Source organism: Microcystis aeruginosa LEGE 91341, from assembly GCF_015206885.1.
In the GTDB taxonomy this organism is placed as follows: Bacteria; Cyanobacteriota; Cyanobacteriia; order Cyanobacteriales; family Microcystaceae; genus Microcystis; species Microcystis aeruginosa_H.
Genome location: NZ_JADEXY010000039.1, coordinates 14841 through 32732 on the forward strand (window position 1 = coordinate 14841; position 17892 = coordinate 32732).

Here is a 17892-nt window from a genome sequence, read left to right on the forward strand (position 1 = left end):
ACTATCACAAGCAACATTATTGGAGGGCTGATAATTCTTCCCGAAGAATACGGCGTAAATCGGACTGAGTGAGCGATCGCTCAGAAGGAGATTGGATATATTGTTTTAAAGTCTCATTAATTAGGGTTTGATAACCCATTCCTGCGGTTTCAGCCTGTTCTCGAAAATAAGCTAGAATCTCATCATCTAGATAAATGGTAATGCGTGTTTTCCCCTGAGAGGAAATGAGCGCCCCTCGTTTTCCTTTAGAAAAATCATATTCCTTTCTCATAAGTTTTTCTCTCTTGTTTTGTAGCACGACGAGCGGAAATCAAGCGAATGACTTCACCCCGCAAAGTATAAATAACCACTAATAGTGATCCCATGTTTCCCATCCCCACTGCAATAAAACGTTCTTCTGTTATACAACCGGGATCAAGATCATGAATAGCGAGGGGATCAAAAAACACCATTTCAGCTTCTGCAAAGGAAACACCGTGCTTTTGCCAGTTGGTTTTTGCTTTTCTGGGATCATATTCAAATGTCATACATACATTATATGTATCTTAGAAGGTTGAGTCAAGCTCAAAACCCCTTCAGAGTATCACACGGATCGCCTTACCTTCCCACTTAGAGGGGTATTCAGGGGGAATGACAACTGTGCCATGATGAAGAATCATTTTAAATTCAATCGCTTCCATTCGTTAAGCTTTATAAAGTGTTGTATCAAGTTTAACCCAATCAATCCATGGAGTTTTAGGGGATGAAAAAAAAGCCTAAAAAAAGGGACCGCTTTTTCCCAATCAAATATAATTTAGCTAGAAAATTGCCAAAAAACCTCTATGCTCAACGGGTACAAAATTATTGATGCTGATTCCCATGTCATTGAACCCCCCGCAATGTGGGGACAATACCTAGAACCTAAATTTAGGGAATTTGCTCCTTCTGCTGACATGAAAATCAAAGGAGAACCGATTAGTCAAAAAATCTCCCCACAAGTCCAAGCAGAAGGGAATAAGCAGATGATGCAAGCTCATCCCCACGCTTATCTCAATCGCTATAACCCAGAGTCCCATGTTCAATCTATGACACAAATGGGCATAGATGTGGCTTTTATTTATCCTAATTACGGACTGTGGTTATTTGCCATTGATAGCCTACCCGCCGAAGTGATTGGGGCTTTTGTCCGTGCCTATAATAGATGGTTATATGAAGAATATTGTAGCTATGACCCGGCTAGACTGAAAGGAGTCGCTGCAGTCAATCAACACGATCCCGAAGACATGGTCAAAGAGCTACACCGTATGGCAAACTTGGGCTGGAGGGCGGTTTTTTTGCGCCCTAACCCCGTTAAAGGCAGAATTTTGAGCGATCCAGCCTATGAACCCTTTTGGGCGGCCTGCGAGGATTTGGACATGGCTGTAGGAATTCATGAAGGCACTCATAGCCGCCTACCCACCACTGGTGCAGAGCGATTTAATAGTCGGTTTGCGCTTCATGCTTGTTCTCACCCGATGGAACAAATGATGGCACTGTTAGCCTTAATTGAAGGGGGGGTGTTAGAACGTCATCCGAGGCTGAGGGTGGCGTTTCTAGAGTCAGGGTGTGGTTGGCTTCCCTATTGGTTATGGAAGCTTGACGAAGAGTATAAAAATTTACATTGGGAAGTCCAAGATCGGGTAAAATTATTACCATCGGAGTATTTTCGCCGTCAGTGTTACATTGCAGTGGAACCCTCTGAACTCTGTTTGGCTCAGGTCATTGATTTTATCGGTTCTGATAACTTAATCTTTGGGTCTGATTATCCTCACATGGATCATCAGGCTGATGGAGTAAAAAAAGTTATAGGACTTGAAGACAACTTATCTCAGGAGATAGTCAAAAAAATCGTTTGGGAAAATCCTCAGCGATTTTATTGTTCAATTTAATTTCTCAAAAAGGAAGCACAGTTATGTTTGAAACTCGTAGCTTATTCTACAAGGCAGAAAAAGTTATTGAAGCCGCTAATAAAATGGAAGGGGAATGCCCACACATTGGTTTTTTACAGCGTCTTTATCAACAGTCAAAACAAGTTTCTCAAATTATTGCTTATATTTGGCGATGGGCTGATGAAAATAACGAGAAATACGCCGAGCAAAAGAGAGTGGCCAATCTCTTAAGGACTTATTTTGAACATCCGACCTCAGACCAGGGATTGAAAGAAGGAAAGAATGCTGATCACCTCAAAAAATTGTTTGGAGCTAATCCCAAGCAACTACCAGAAACCGTTGATGAATCTGATCCAGCTTATTTACTGAAACAAGTCTTCTTTTCTCCAGACGTTCCTCCTCCACCCAATGAATATACTTTTCCAATCTTTGATGAATATGAACTGGGAGAGAAAAACCGAAGCTTGGGTTACTTATTTGAAGTGACGTATAGTAGCTTTATTGGTCAAATATTGGATGCAGATAACAATGCACCAGAGTTGTTTAAAATGATTATTCCCTATCCACCTGAGCCGTCATGGGGAAATGCCACTTTAAATGCAGATGATTTGTCCGACTGGATATCAAACCGACAACCAGGGAAATATTTTGCCGACAATCCTTATATTCCGACAACTTGTTCCTAGAAGCCTTGCAAATTAATTACACAAAAATAAAAATTCCTCGCCTCACCTAAAGGGTGGGGATTTTATCGTTAAATTAGTCAAAAAATGATTATTAAAGATCCTCAGAACCTTTTATCTGATCTGACAATAAATAATTCTATCTTTTCAGATAGAATTCTTGAGATTCCCTCTCATAATATTCCTTTGCATCCTCATAGTATCAAAAAATTGCTAATGACGGCTAAGGATAAATATGCGGTTGTTGTCTTTCAGCCAACTCTACCCATTCTTTCAGACTTGGGTTTGCCTAGTTATCCTATACTAGCGTATTTATATCCCCAAGAATTAAGTGATATTTGGCATCAATTACAACCCCAGATAGAGACATTCCTAACAAGCCAAACTATTCAACCTCAGCCTATTCCATTAGTTTTACTATCGGCAATAGATAGAGATGAGCAGTTACATTATTTTAGTTGTCATTATGGAAAAGCGATCGCACCTTCTTATGTCAGAGTTGTTGTTGGTAACACTTGTAATCTTAAGTGTGTTATGTGTCCCTATCATAGTTCTTCGATAAAGTCTAATCATACTACAGATTTTTTTCAAAAGAAAAAAGTCATGTCTTGGGAGATGATGGAAAAACTAGCAGCAGACTGTGGAAAAGCAGCAACTACCATTTTAATAGGTAGTGTTGAAGAACCATTACTTCATCCTAAACTTATAGACTTTATTCAACTTTGCCGACAGCAAGGTGTTCCAAAAGTTCATCTAACTACTAATGGTCAACTTCTGAATAAAACTTATATTAAAGCTCTGTTAAAATCGGGTTTAACCAGTATTGATATTAGTCTTGACGCGGCGACTCCAGAGACTTATTTAAGAATTCGAGGTGGAGATTTAAGCCAGGTCGAATCTAATATGATTGATCTGTTAAGAATTAGAGATCAGTTGGGTATTGACTGCGAAATCAGAACCTCTTTTGTCAGAAATTACAATGTTAATATTGAGGAAGAAGAAGCATTTTTAAATCGTTGGTTATCAAAAGTTAATAGTGTTTTTATCCTTAATATTGCTGAATATCAAGAAAACAATATGCGACTAAAAAAACACAATCAAGGGGTAAAAAAATCTCTCCAATATTATCAACAAAAAGCGCAAGGGCGCTGGACTTGTTTATTCCCTTTTCTTGAAATGGCAGTTTTACCCAATGGCAAAATCTACTACTGTATAGAAACCTTATTTAGACTAGGTTTTGATCAAGAGATTGAAAGTTTAGGGGATTATAATCAACAAACTTTACAAGATATTTGGTCGGGAGAGTTATTCCAGCAACTACGACAAGATTTAATTCTTAATCAATTAGAAAAAAGAAGGGCTTGTCAAGACTGTGAGATGTGGAAATCGCAGATAATTCATCAAGAACTAAAAGATGGATACTCAGTGCTAACCACAACGGTGACAGAAATTTATTCTCAAGTCTGATCTAAGAGTTTAATGGACATTTTTCCGCTCAAATGGTAGAAAATAAGTAAAAACGTTATTAAAAAGTGAGTTATGAAAGATTATCAACTAATCACAAAAATTTATGAAAGTTCTAGTTCTCTAGTCTATCGAGGCATTTTTAAGGCAAATGCTCAACCGATTATTCTTAAAATTCTTAAAGAAAATTATCCAACTCCTTCAGAGATTACCCGTTATCGACAGGAATATGAAATTATCCGTTCTTTGAACATAGACAGTGTTGTTAAAGCTTATGATTTACAGCGACACTATAATAGTTTGATAATGTTTTTAGAAGATTTTGGAGGTCGATCTTTAGAGTTATTGCTATCTCAAGGTAAGTTAAATTTGGAAAACTTTCTTTTGATCGCTATTAAAATAACTGAGGGGTTAGCTGCTATTCATCAGGCTAATATTATTCACAAAGACATTAACCCATCTAATATTGTCTATAACCCTGAAACCGAACAACTGAAAATCATTGATTTTGGTATTTCCACCTGTTTATCCCAAGAATTTTTCACAGCTTGTCCTCCTAACCAATTAGAAGGGACTTTAGCTTATATTGCCCCAGAACAAACAGGAAGAATGAACCGAGGTCTAGATTACCGTAGTGATTTTTATTCCCTTGGAGTTACTTTATATGAACTTTTAACCAATCAATTGCCCTTTGAAACCACCGATCCTATGGAGTTAGTTCATTGTCATATTGCCCAACAACCTTTACCTGTTCATCAACTCATTCCAGAGACTCCCTTAACTCTCTCTAATATCATTAACAAACTGCTCGCAAAAACCCCAGAAAAAAGATATCAAACTGCCTTGGGTATTAAAGCTGACTTAGAAATCTGTCTTCATCAATTAAAGACGTTAGGACAGATTGCTCAGTTTTCTTTAGGTGGTCAGGATCTGACTGATAAATTTCAGATTTCTCAAAAAATATATGGTCGAAAACGGGAAGTTACTCAACTTTTGAAGGCTTTTGAGCGGGTTAGTCAAGGAACCACTGAAATAATCCTCATTTCTGGCTATTCAGGGATTGGGAAATCAGCTTTAGTTCATGAAATTTACCAACAAGTTACATATAAGCAAGGGCGATTAATTAGAGGAAAATTTGATCAGTTACAAAGAGATACTCCTTATTCAGCTATTTCTCAAGCCTTTCAAATCTTAATCCGTCAACTTCTAGGTGAGCCAGAAAATATTCTCCAAGCTTGGAAAGAGAAAATTTTGGAGGCATTGGGTAAGAACGGTCAAATTATTATCGATGTTATTCCCGAAGTTGAAAAAATTATTGGCAAACAGCAACCTGTTGAACTATTAGGAGGAAGCGAAAGTCAAAATAGATTTAATTTATTTTTTAAACGATTTATCAATGTTTTTTCTCAAAAAGAAAATCCATTAGTGATATTTATCGATGATTTACAATGGGCAGATTTACCCTCTTTAAACTTAATTGAACAATTAATATCAGATTCTGACATTAAATATTTTCTGATAATTGGAGCCTATCGAGATAATGAAGTTAGTTCGATTCATCCTTTAATGAATACTTTAGAAAAAATTCAGCAATCACAAGTTTCTGTATCGAAAATTACTCTTGCTCCTTTACAGATGAAGCACATTAATCAATTAATTGCTGATACCTTAAGTTGTTCGATAGAAGTTACTATGCCTTTGGCAGATTTGGTGACACAAAAAACAGGTGGAAACCCCTTTTTTATCGCTCAGTTTCTCTATTCCTTATACCAAGATGGTTTCATAATATTTAATCCTTCTTCTACTAAATTAGAAGATAATAAGCAAAGTTATTGGCAATGGAATCTTACCGAAATTAAAAGTCTATCAATTACCGATAATGTCGTTGATTTAATGATCCATAAAATAAAAAAATTAGCTCAAAAAACTCAAAATATTCTAAAATTAGCCGCTTGTATTGGTAATCAATTTAGTCTAGAAGCTCTTTCTATTGTAAGTAATACATCTCAATATATTACGGCTCAAAAACTACAATTAGCCCTTGATAAAGGGTTAGTAATACCATTAGATAATAACTATAAACTAGCTCTACTCTGGGATTCAAAAGAATTATCGAGGCAACTCTTAGAAACTGAAACTTTGGGTGGGTATTCTAACTATGTTTCCTATAAATTTTTACACGACAGAGTACAGCAAGCAGTTTATTCTTTAATTCCAGAGGAAGAAAAGAAAAGGACTCATCTACAAATTGGTCGCCTACTGCTAAAAAACATTACAGACGATGAATTATTAAACAATATTTTTGAAATTGTTAATCAACTTAATGAAGGTTCTGAGCTAATTACTGAGCAACAAGAAAAAGATAATTTGGCAGAATTAAATCTTAAAGCTGCTAAAAAAGCTAAAGCATCAACTGCTTATGAAACAGCATTAAAGTATTTAGATTCTGGTCTCAGTTTATTAACAACTAATAGTTGGAGTGAGCAGTATCAATTGACTTTAGAACTTCATGAAGAAAAATTACATTCTCTCTTTCTTAATACAGAATTTCAGCAAATTTTATTTTATTCAAATATCATTATTAACCAAGCTAAATCGATCTTAGATAAAGTCAAAACATATCAGATAAAGATTGAATTTTACTATGCAAATTTTCAACCTGATCAGGCGATTGATACCGCTTTAAAAACTTTGAAAGAACTGGGAATTTTAATTTATAGAAGAAATGGCAAAAGTAATATTAATCAAAGCATTAATAAGTCCTTAAATTTAATTCTACAAAAAAGGAAAATTGACGATTTAGAAAGCCTTCCTGTTATGACTGATCCCTATAAGCTTAAAGCCATTCAAATCTTACAACAAATAATGTCTTCGACGGCAACTACTGATCCCCTATTACATATAAAAATAATCCTCAAACAGATTGATTTATTTATCAACCATGGAAATTCTCCTGAATCAGCAGCAACATATAGCTACTATGGAATGATATTATGTGGCTCTATCAATAATTATAATTTAGGATATGAATTTGGTAAATTAGCCCTTAAATTGCTCGATAAATATAATATTCGTCAAGTACAAGCTCTTATTATACAGACACATTATGGATGTATATATCACTGGAAAGAGTATCTGAGAAATAAAGAGATCGATAACGAGTTACTAAAGAGTTTTCAAATCGGTTTAGATGTAGGGGATAACCAGTTTGCCTCTTATGTAGCTATAGACTATTGTATTTATAGACTGTTGGGAGGTTATCATTTGGAAGAAGTTGAACAGGAATATATCAAGTATAATCGAGTTATTAAAAAACTCAAGCAAACTTTTTCCTCTTTTTACCAAGAAATTTCTTATAATATAGTCAATAATTTACAAAAAAGCTTAAAAAAAGAAATTGCTTTATTTGTCGGTAAATCCCCTGAAGAAGAAAATGCAGTTTTAGACCAATTAAATCAGACTAACAATGAATGGTTACTTTTTCTGATTTACTTTGCTAAACTATTATTATTTTATCTTCTTAAGATTTACAAGTCGGCAGTTACTTATGGAGAAAGAGGACTTCAATATATTGCCAACCCAACTATAAACTCATTTTTGATTTCTCCTCAACATAATTTCTATTCATCGTTGAGTTTTCTAGCTTATTGTCATGATACAGAGCAAAATGATCAAAAGAAATTACTACAACAAGTAGATAACAATCAGAAAAATATGGCAAAATGGGCAAGTCATTGTCCAGCAAATTTTCAACATAAATATGATCTAGTCGAAGCAGAAAAAGCGAGAGTCTTAGGTCAAAACTGGAAAGCTCAAGAATTTTATGAAAAGGCAATTGAAGGAGCAAAAAAATATGAATTTATCCATGAAGAGGCTTTAGCTTATGAACGTGCCTCTGAATTTTATTTTACTTTAGATAGAGAAGAAATCGGTAAACTATATCTCAGAAATGCTCACCATTGTTATATTCGTTGGGGTGCAAAGGCCAAAGTTAAACAATTAGAAGAAGAATACCCTCAATATTTATTAGGCATCAGCAATCAAAACAAATCTAAAGGACTTAGTACCACTATTTCAACTACTGGCAATGATGGAGCAGTTCTTGATTTAACCACTATTCTTAAAGCCTCGCAAGCGATTTCTGGAGAAATTAAACTGGAAAATCTTCTGCAAAACTTAATGAAAATTGTCATTGAAAATGCAGGAGCGCAGAAAGGTTGTCTGATTTTAGAGAAAGAAGGCAACTGGGTTATTGAAGCCCAAGGCGCAATCGATGAAGAAACTATTAATATCTTACAATCAATTCCCATAGAATCTATCGACCATAATAACTCAATTCCCATTTTACCCACTAGCATTATTAATTATGTCGCTCGGACAAAAGAAACTATCGTTTTAAACGATGCCACTTCATCAGGTCAATTTACCAATGATTATTATATTGTGGCTAAACAAACTAAATCCATTCTTTGTACTCCTTTACTCAATCAAGGCCAATTAAAAGGAATTGTTTATTTAGAAAATAATTTAACAACTAGCGCATTTACCTCAGAAAGAGTTGAACTATTAAATATTCTAGCAGCTCAAGCTGCTATCTCTATTGATAACTCCAGACTCTATCAAACCTTAGAACAAAGAGTAGAAGAACGGACAAAAGAACTCACAAACACTTTAGAGGTACTGAAAGCAACTCAAGCGGAACTTATCTTTGAAAATGACCTACTTAAAAGTGCTGAACAACCTCCCAAATTTGTCTATCAAGTGGGGGGAAGTTTACCGATGGATGCGCCGAATTATGTGGTTCGACAAGCTGATCGCAATCTTTATAAAGCTCTCAAACAAGGTCTATTTTGCTATGTTTTAAATGCACGTCAAATGGGAAAATCTAGCTTAATGGTGCGGATGATGAGCCAATTACAAAAGGAGGGAATTAGATGTGCAGTAATTGACTTAACTCGGCTAGGAACAGATAATATTAACCCTGAACAATGGTATAAAGGATTAGCCGTTGATCTGCTCCGCAGTTTTGGATTAATCAAACAATTGAAAACTTTTAAAGCTTGGTGGACTGAACAGTTAGACCTGCCTCCTGTACAACGATTAGGACAATTTATGGAAGAGTTTCTTCTAGTTAATGACGATTTTAATCAGCGGCAATCTAGACAATCAACTGTTATATTTATTGATGAAATTGATAGCATTTTAGGGTTAAATTTTGAAGTTTCTGACTTTTTTGCTTTAATTCGTTCTTTTTATAACCAAAGAGCGATTCAACCTCAATTTCAAGGGCTAACTTTTGCCTTTTTTGGTGCTACCACACCTTCAGCTTTAATTACTGACCCCCAGAAAACACCTTTTAATATTGGTAACGCTATTGAATTAGCAAGTTTTAAAGAACACGAAGCCCAACCTTTATTATATGGGTTAACAGAAAAAGTCAGTAATCTTCAGACAATGCTTAAACAAGTCTTAAGCTGGACGGGAGGGCAACCTTTCTTAACTCAAAAACTCTGTCAACTGATGCGGGATAGTGAGCAACCAATCCCCTCTAATCAAGAAGAACAATGGTTGGCCAACTTAGTAGCAGAAAAAATTATTCAAGATTGGGAGATGCAGGATCAACCCGAACATTTAAAAACTATTCAAGATCGCCTTCTTCAAAGTCCAAACCGAACCCAATTATTAACCTTGTATCGACAAATTCTCCATCAAGAAGCAATACAGATTGATAACAATCCCTATTTACCTGAGTTATTTTTATCTGGATTAGTGGTAAAACGCCATGGCAAAATGGACATTCATAATCGAATTTATCAGACGATATTTAATAATGATTGGCTTGAGCGATCGCTATCTTAACACCATGGTTCAAAAATTTATTTATACCGAACCAGTATATTGACTTATAAAGTACTTTTGATACAAATGACAACTGACAATTGCTTTATTTTCTCTGAGTTTAATTAAACCCATACTATTAAGTTTATAAGCAATAATTGGATTAACTATCATTGGTTGATTCCCTTGACAAATCTGTTGAAAAACATCAGCAAGTTCAGGTTGTTTTTGTAAAGTGACCCAGTGAAGCTGTAAATGAGAGGAATAAATCCCCGTTGATGTGGTTGCTGATTTGATTAAATCTTCAATCGTGATTCCCTCTTGGCTAAGATGATAAATCGCTAAATGAATCAAGGCAGGATGTCCCCCCACTAAGTCGATCAATTGTTGAATTTCGTTGGTTGCTAATTCATTTAATTGATATTTTTTGGCCAATTCTGCCACTTGTTCTTGACCAAAACCCTGTAACTCTATAGGTAATCCCACATTAAAAGGAGACTGTTCTAATCGCAGAGAAACATAAGATTCTGTGGATTGAACAATAATTAAACGTAATTTCTGCCACAGGGGAGATCGCTTAGATTCTTCATAACAAGCTCGGATTAAAGGTAAAAAATCTTCCGCTACTTTCGGGTGTTCAAAGACTCGATGCACTTCATCAAAAGCCAATATCAGTGGCTGTTTTATCTCTCGTAAAATATACTCTTCAAAATAAATTGTCCAACTCATTTTAATTCCTATATCTTCATCCCAATAATCATCTAATTTGGCTTCTAAATTCAACTGCCGAGCGCAATTACGGCAAATCCAGCGTAAGAACTTGTTAAAATTTGCTATAATGTCTTGGTCTGCTTTTTGTAAATCTAAACTAACAATTTGATAACCGAACTCTTGTTGACAAGCCTCTAAAATTGTTAATAATAAAGACGTTTTTCCCCATTTTTTTGGAGCCTTAATGCGAACTAACGAGCCAGATCGACCGATTTCTTCGATAATTTTTGCTTCAAGTTTTGTTCGTTTTAGATAATAATAAGAATTATAGGGAACAGGAGCATCGGGGTATTCTGGCCGCTCATTCTGGGGATATTCATTACCGCAATACTGAAGCGATGTGGAGTTGGTAAAATGAGATTGTAGTCTAGATAAAAAATTTTTCTTATTGATCGTTTGTCCGATCAGTTGCGAGACTTTATCATAGAGTCCTGGCGCAACTACATTGGCAAGATAGCTGCTACTATAACCATTTTCTTGGGCAATTTCTTGATAGCTCTTTTTCTGCCAAAGTCCTCGCAATAATAATTGTTCTGTGTCATTGAGACAGCGATTCTCAAGCTTGAGCAGTTGCCCATTAAGAATCTCTTGGATTTCCTCGAATTTCATTATTTTTGTCCAAGGTAAGAAGATTTGAAGAAATAGATTGTTTGATTTTCCAGTTCCGTTGCAGCCAGAAATGTTGAATCTTGACATAACGGCAGCGATTCAAACTGGAATTGGTATATTTGACAAACAAGCTGACGAGAACCAGTAACCGACAAAATTGTGCGACGGCAACACCGAGAGGGATTAGTTTCCCCCCTTGCTAGGAAATTATAGCATTTCTTGTCAAGGTCAATTACACGGCGAGCAATTATCTCTTGATAATTTCTATCAAAACCCCTGAGTCTTCAGCGTCTAACTCCTCAATAATCCTATTAAGAATTAATTTGGAAAAATCCTCACAGGAGTTGACTAGACAGGGTTTTAGCAATCAGATGTACTGCATTTAAACTGCCTATTGGCAATTTTAGTACAGTGGCTGCTCCCAATCTTGCCAACAACTCTGAACAGTTACTGTTCATCCTTCAATACACTTGCTCCCAGAGCTTTGAGGGTTTCTTGCAGCATTTCAGCGCGAGAGATATTACCCTGATCTTTCAATAATTGTAGGCCTTTTTGCCAAATCTCGATCGCCTCATTATAACTACCGAAAACTATATAAGCAACCCCTAGATTTTGGTAAATAGTGGGATTATCGGGGTTTAACTTGAGAGCTTTTTTATAAGCTTTAATCGATTCTGGTAGCCGGTGCAGTTGTTTGAGAACCAGTCCTAAATTATAGTAACCATCGGCATAGCTAGGATCAATTTCTACGGTTTTCTCAAAGACAGATAAGGCAGTTTCGTAGTTTTCTGCTTCGTATAATAACCCACCGAAATTATTATAAGCACCCAGTTTTAATTTATCTAAAATTGGCTGCTTAATCGCTTTAATAAAATTATCGGCTGATTGCTTAAATTCCTCCACCGAATAATAATAATTAGCGAGATGATAATATAACTCGTATAAAATATGCGGATTAGAGCCATGGCATTTTAAACCATGTTTGAGCAGCTTAAAACCCTCTTTATCCCTGCCAATCTTCAGATATAACCCTCCCAATTTACTACACACATAGGGATCGTGAGGATGTTGCTGATAAAAGCCCTCCATCGCTTTTCTTGCTCGTTCAAACTTATCTAAGCTGGCTATTTTATCCACGGTGTAACCGTAGTGAAAGATAGCAATTTCTGGCAGTTCAACTATTTTCCAATCAGGCTCTTTTTTTAATAAAATAGCCACATTATCATCAATAATTGAGTGATAGGGTCGGGTAAAAGTGACTTGAGGATGTCGGCGAAATAGCCGCGAAATTAGAGAATAAGGTGATTGAATGGCTCCGATTTCATGGCGGATTAAATTAATAACTAAATTTTCCTCTTTTTCCATGGCCCGACGCATTTTCGGTACGATAGCGGGATTTAATTCCTCATCGGCATCAAGAACTAAAATCCAATCGCCAGTAACATATTTTAAAGCCTCATTTCTGGCATCGGAAAAATTCCCCCGCCAATCGTAGCTAGGAACTATAGCACCGTAACTTTTAGCAATAGCAATCGTATCATCGGTCGAACCCGTATCCATAACGATCATCTCATCCACCACCCCTTTAACGCTATCCAAACAGCGCCGGAGATTTTCGGCTTCATTTTTGACAATCATGCAGAGACTGAGTTTAGGCATAACTTTACCAACTTTAGCGTTTAATCTTGAGCGATAGCAGCTGATTAATAACCCACTGATTACCACTCATCGATTATTAATTATCTTCCGAGTCTATCTTAAACCGTTCTACCGAAGAAAGCAGCTCCCGGGAGATACTCACCAATTTTTGCAAAGAACCCGCCACCTGTTGAGATTCTTGGGAAGTTTCCTGAGCGGTTAACTCCACCGACTGCATAACTCGGGCGACATTGAGAGAATTTTCCCGTTGTTTGACCGTATCGGCGGTAATCGATCGCACCAGCGTATCGATGCGGTTAGAAACTTGGATAATATCTTCTAGGGACTTCTTGGCCTGTTCCGAGCGCTCGGTGACATCGATAACCTGTTGAATCCCCTCCTCCATTGCCGTCATTACCGAACCCGTTTCCGATTGAATCTGTAAAACGATCTGTTCAATTTCCTTAAGAGATTTAGCAGCTCTATCGGCCAACTGACGCACCTCATCGGCCACCACCGCAAAACCGCGGCCCGCCTCTCCCGCTCGCGCCGCTTGAATCGAGGCATTAAGAGCCAATAAATTAGTCCGCGAGGCAATCTGAGAGACTACCGCGACAATTTTCGAGATTTCCTGGGAAGCTTCCGCCAAACGCTTGACTTTTCGCGCCGTTTCTGATACAGTGTCGCGGATTTGCAGAATTCCCGCCACGGTTCTTTCCACGGAATCACCTCCCTTGAGAGCGGTAATCGAGGAAGTGCGGGCGACTTCTTCGGCTTCTCTAGCGTTTTCTGCCACCCTTTGAATTGAGTCGGTCATCATCTGTACCGAATTAAGGGTGACGGCCAATTCCTCCGCCATCCGCAGGGCATCGCTAGACTGATTGCGGGCGAAAGATTCACTATTGGTGCTGGCTTGATTCACCTGTTTTGCCGCTTTTTTCACCTGTCGGACAATTTCGCGCAGGTTTTGGATAGTCAAATTAAAAGCATCGGCCACCGCCCCTAAAACATCGGCACTTACCTCCGCCTTCACGGTCAGATCCCCCCGAGCCGCTCCTTCCACATCATCGAGAAGTCGAATCACTTGCCTTTGTAGATCTTCCCGTTCCCGTTCCGTTTCGGCGGCGCGTCCTTGGGCCTGGGTGGTGGTAGTTGCCACCACCCGGGCCATCTGATTGAAACGATTGGCCAGTTGACCGAATTCATCTTCCGAGTAGATCGTCGCTTTAGCGTTAAAATTGCCTTCTGAGAGATGATCGAATTGGCTTTGCAAATCCTCGAGACTGCGCTTAATCTGACTAATGAGCAACTGTAAACCTAGCCAAGTCAGGGCAAAAGCTCCCAGTCCAGTTAATAACATCTCGGTTAGTACCAGTTGACTGAAAGGGGAAAGGCTGGCTGGGGCTGGTTTCGGGGCAACTTTTTCGGTTTTTTCCTTGTTATTCGGGACTGGTTTGGCAGCCGATAGAGAAAATAGCCAAGAGGTGGTACTAACGGCAAAAATTAAGATTACAGGGGTAATACCCGCTAAAGCCGCTAGGATTAGTTGTTTTTTGCCTAAAGAAGCATTGACAAAAAAGGCTAATTTGCCCGGATTGACTTCCACCACTGGCTTGAGCAGGCGCTCGGAAACAGGGCTAAGATGACTATCTCTTTTGTCATCGGGGATTTCTAGACGAGAAGGATGAAAACTAGGCTCTCCCACAGCAGAACTGGCACTAAGGGGCGCACTGGGTTCGGGGACAAAACCAGCAGTAAATAGCTCCGATTCCCCCAGTTCTTCGGCTATATCCGTCAGATGCAGTTGGGAAAAACCGTCTAAATCCTCATCATTGAGTTTTAGTTCTCTAAAATCTCTGGCTTCGTCTTCCTCGTATCTTTTTTGAGTGACTCTGCCCTGATTAAGGTCAGTTTTCCCCCCTTGTCGGTGGGGCGGTTCCGGATCAATGGCAAAAGTGCCTGGTTCTAGGGTATCGGCATAGAATAACTCCTGATCTCTCCCGGTGACGGGATTTTCCCGCCAGTCAGAGGAAGCCGTAAAAGTGCCTTCTCCCGTTGACCCTAACCCACCGCCCCACCCTTCCTGGAGTGAGTCAATCTCCGCTGCTTCTAAAAAGGGGAAAGGGGGTTCTCCATCCACAGAATCCCCAGACCACTGGGAACCGTGAGAGCCTGAACCAGCCAGGATAAGGGAACTAAAGGCGGTCGCCTCCGATTCCCCAAAATCATCGCCATAGGAATCGACTGTACCCGCCGTAGGCTCTCCGATATCCTCGTCATTGAAAAGACCACTATCCCAGTCCATTACCTCATGTTGCCGCTCGAGATCAGCCGCTTGCGATCGCCCAGAGAAAGAATTGCTGAAACCTTGACTAGGATCGAAAGCTGCCTCACTGTAGGCAATGCTTTCCGCAGCAGCGATCATAAAATCTCCATTCTCGGCTTCAAAACGCAATTGCTGAATCTGATCGAGACCCCGTCGAGCATAATCTACCAGATCAAAGAAATTGGCAGAATTTTTAGCCAATTCCAGCACTTTTTCGTAACGTCCCTCGGCCAAGCTGTATTGTTGTAGTCCTACATAAATGTGTCCCTGTAAAAGGATGACATTGGCATCATCGGGATACTTGCTGATCATTTCTTTGACAATGACGGCGGCACCCTCAAGGTTGCCCTGGCAATAGGCGGTGTTCGCCTTTCCATAGAGTTTCGCATATTCTTTTCCTGACGGCATTTGCCCCTCCCCTAGTAAAGATAAAGTGATCAAGTAGTTAGTAGTTTCAAGAAATAATTGCTATAAATGCTATTCTGCTATTTTTTTGAGGTTTTAAGCCGCCCAACGGGTAGAACGGAGTATGGCCAGATGATCGAGTAGTCTTAAGGTTTTTTTTGATTCTTGGCCTAGAATCCACTCTCCTCGCACATAGGGGGCAATCTGATCGGGAATACTGGCGGCACTGCCTAGTTGATCTGAGTCGAGCCATTCCACATCTCCCAAACGTTGCACCGCTAAACCGAGGATCGTTTCCTGTTCTTCAATCACAATTACGGGAATTTCGGATCGATCGGTATTTAAGCGGCTGTTATCCCCCAAAAATTGACCGAGATCCGCCACCCAGATCACTTTACCCCGGAGATTGATCGCACCGAGGAGCAAGGGTGAAGCATTGGGAATTGGGGTAATGCGATCGAGTGGTTGCTGCATCACCTCGCGAATGCCCACAGCACTAAGGGCAAACTCGTCCTGAGAGGGTAGATAAAATCGCAAGTGCAGTTCACCGACGGGGGTTTGTAATTCCTGATTGTCGGGGGCGGTATTTTGAGCGTCACCAGTAAAAAAATCGGTATCGTTAAGCATTTGTTTTGTTCTCTTGTAAGTAGGGTTTGCTGAAAAAGTTTGTTGGTGGAGTCAGTAGTCAGTAGCCGGTCGTTTCAGGCTTTGTTGCCCTCTTTTTTGTACTAATTTATGTACTATAAGAAGGATAATGCAAGGTTTTTGAATGTCCCAGTCCTATATTCTTGTACTAACATCGGATTTTAACAGGTCAAAAGCCTTATTTTAAAAGGGTTTTACCATTATTCAGCAAGCCCTAAGTAATAGTTCGGTCAGCGTTTTTAGCCGTCTTGACCAATAGCATAGCTAGACTGTCCCCGATGAAGGCGATTTTATCGGCGCAGCAGTTGTTTAATGGTGCAAATGAACTCAATCGGTTCAAAGGGTTTGACAATGTAGGCATCGGCTCCGATTTTCATGCCCCAATAGCGATCAAAGACTTCCCCCTTCAAGGAACAAATGATCACGGGGATATTTTTGGTTTTGGGATCCGACTTGAGACGACGACACACCTCATAACCATTGATGCGGGGCATGACGATATCGAGGACAACGAGATCGGGATTGCCTCTCTGAATATATTCGAGGGCCTCCAACCCATCTTTGGCGATCGTGACCTTAATACCGCTATTGCGGAGTAGATCACAGATCAGTTCCCGTTGCGTTTGGCTGTCTTCTACCAGCAATATTTCTCTCATAACTCCCTACCTAGCTAGGCCGCCAAGCATAACAAGGGAAAAAGAGGCGCGATAATAGTTCCCGTTGACCCGATGCTCCGAAATTGCTCCCATTTTTGCCTCCAACGCAATCTGAAATTTATCAGGGGGTTTCCCTTTCAACCAGCAGTCATAACTCATTTTCGCTCAAAGGTTTGCTTAAATAATGGGTTGCCCCCACCATTTTGGCTTTTACCCTTGCCGGCAGCCCCCCCCTTGACTGGTTAAACCGTCGAGTTTTGGTAGGGCGAGATCCCAGAGAATGAGAGCAGCTTCGATCGCTATAGCCTGAGTGAGAGCTTCTCATGGAAAAGACCCCAGGAATAGTTGGAATTTTCTAAAATACTCTCGACTTTTTCACCAATACTTAGATCGTCATCAATAGTTCTCCTGTTCTTTGTCCTAGTTCAATCAATTGTAAAATACTGGGAGTGTCAATCTCATTGAAGCTTCCTTGCATAATTTCTCGGAATCTCCCCCACTAGACGCTAAGCTAAGACGCATTTAACCCGCTTATTCTTAGATTAGCCGAACCTCCCCCAATCCCTTTACTGTTGACTTTTGCCTTTTGCCTCTTGCCTCGTCTCAACAAGCAATTTAAATTACGAACAGCTTATTTCTTTTAGTCTAGAATAACCTGGAGCAGTTATCTTAATGATGAGGTACGAAGTCTCTGGTCTTGGGTAATACTGGAAGAGTAGGTGTTAGTCTGGAGATGATGCCAAGTCTCGTCATACTTCATCTTGAGGAGAAACGCTGTCTTCCTTCCTCTTGTCACTAATAATGGATCTGATAAGCTAATTATAGACCTCCTGCAAAAGTCTTATTCAGCTACTTGATGATAGCCTAAAGCAAGTTCATAGTTGTAAATGCCAGCGATTAAATTAAATCTCAGACCAAAACGCCGTCTCCGATTCCTATATCTTGATGAT

The 17892-nt window shown here is 39.1% G+C and carries 12 protein-coding genes and 1 pseudogene; 4 read left to right on the plus strand and 9 right to left on the minus strand.

Annotated elements, in window-relative coordinates; genetic code table 11:
* Positions 1-16: 16 nt before the first annotated feature.
* Positions 17-271: a BrnA antitoxin family protein gene (locus IQ234_RS08080; RefSeq protein ID WP_185239195.1), complete on the minus strand. Its 255-nt coding sequence runs from the start codon at positions 269-271 to the stop codon at positions 17-19.
* Positions 255-527: a BrnT family toxin gene (locus IQ234_RS08085; RefSeq protein ID WP_193956713.1), complete on the minus strand. Its 273-nt coding sequence runs from the start codon at positions 525-527 to the stop codon at positions 255-257. Before IQ234_RS08085 ends, IQ234_RS08080 begins: the two co-directional genes overlap by 17 nt.
* Positions 528-821: 294 nt before the next feature.
* Between IQ234_RS08085 and IQ234_RS08090 the strand changes: the two genes are divergently transcribed.
* The 4 genes from IQ234_RS08090 to IQ234_RS08105 all read left to right on the plus strand — a co-directional run bounded on the left by IQ234_RS08090 (position 822) and on the right by IQ234_RS08105 (position 9913).
* Entirely contained in the window at positions 822-1907 is a 1086-nt protein-coding gene (locus IQ234_RS08090; RefSeq protein WP_193956714.1) for an amidohydrolase family protein, read from the plus strand.
* 23 nt (positions 1908-1930) lie between these two features.
* Positions 1931-2593, plus strand: coding sequence for a hypothetical protein (locus IQ234_RS08095; protein ID WP_193956715.1), 663 nt, complete (start codon positions 1931-1933; stop codon positions 2591-2593).
* A gap of 84 nt (positions 2594-2677) precedes the next feature.
* A complete protein-coding gene (locus IQ234_RS08100) occupies positions 2678-4057 on the plus strand; it encodes a radical SAM protein (protein ID WP_193956716.1) in 1380 nt (459 codons plus the stop codon).
* A gap of 72 nt (positions 4058-4129) precedes the next feature.
* Positions 4130-9913 carry an AAA family ATPase gene (locus tag IQ234_RS08105; protein ID WP_193956717.1) on the plus strand — a complete coding sequence of 1928 codons (5784 nt, stop codon included), beginning with the start codon at positions 4130-4132 and terminating at the stop codon, positions 9911-9913.
* A 21-nt stretch (positions 9914-9934) separates the two neighbouring features.
* Here IQ234_RS08105 and IQ234_RS08110 read toward each other — a convergent pair whose 3' ends face one another.
* The 7 genes and pseudogenes from IQ234_RS08110 to IQ234_RS08140 all read right to left on the minus strand — a co-directional run.
* Complete coding sequence (locus IQ234_RS08110) at positions 9935-11272, minus strand: AAA-like domain-containing protein (RefSeq protein WP_193956718.1); 1338 nt, start codon at positions 11270-11272, stop codon at positions 9935-9937.
* A gap of 447 nt (positions 11273-11719) precedes the next feature.
* Positions 11720-12931, minus strand: coding sequence for a glycosyltransferase (locus IQ234_RS08115; protein WP_193956719.1), 1212 nt, complete (start codon positions 12929-12931; stop codon positions 11720-11722).
* Between the two features lie 76 nt (positions 12932-13007).
* The gene (locus IQ234_RS08120; protein ID WP_193956720.1) at positions 13008-15644 is read right to left on the minus strand and encodes a methyl-accepting chemotaxis protein; all 2637 of its coding nucleotides are present in this window, start codon (positions 15642-15644) and stop codon (positions 13008-13010) included.
* Positions 15645-15737: 93 nt separating this feature from the next.
* Positions 15738-16268, minus strand: coding sequence for a chemotaxis protein CheW (locus tag IQ234_RS08125; protein WP_193956721.1), 531 nt, complete (start codon positions 16266-16268; stop codon positions 15738-15740).
* 308 nt (positions 16269-16576) lie between these two features.
* Positions 16577-16942 (minus strand): response regulator transcription factor, encoded by a 366-nt coding sequence (locus IQ234_RS08130; protein WP_193956722.1) that lies wholly within the window; start codon positions 16940-16942, stop codon positions 16577-16579.
* A gap of 385 nt (positions 16943-17327) precedes the next feature.
* Positions 17328-17420, minus strand: coding sequence for a DUF4388 domain-containing protein (locus IQ234_RS08135; RefSeq protein ID WP_216362253.1), 93 nt, complete (start codon positions 17418-17420; stop codon positions 17328-17330).
* 363 nt (positions 17421-17783) lie between these two features.
* Positions 17784-17892, minus strand: a pseudogene (locus tag IQ234_RS08140) (IS5/IS1182 family transposase); the annotation flags it as partial.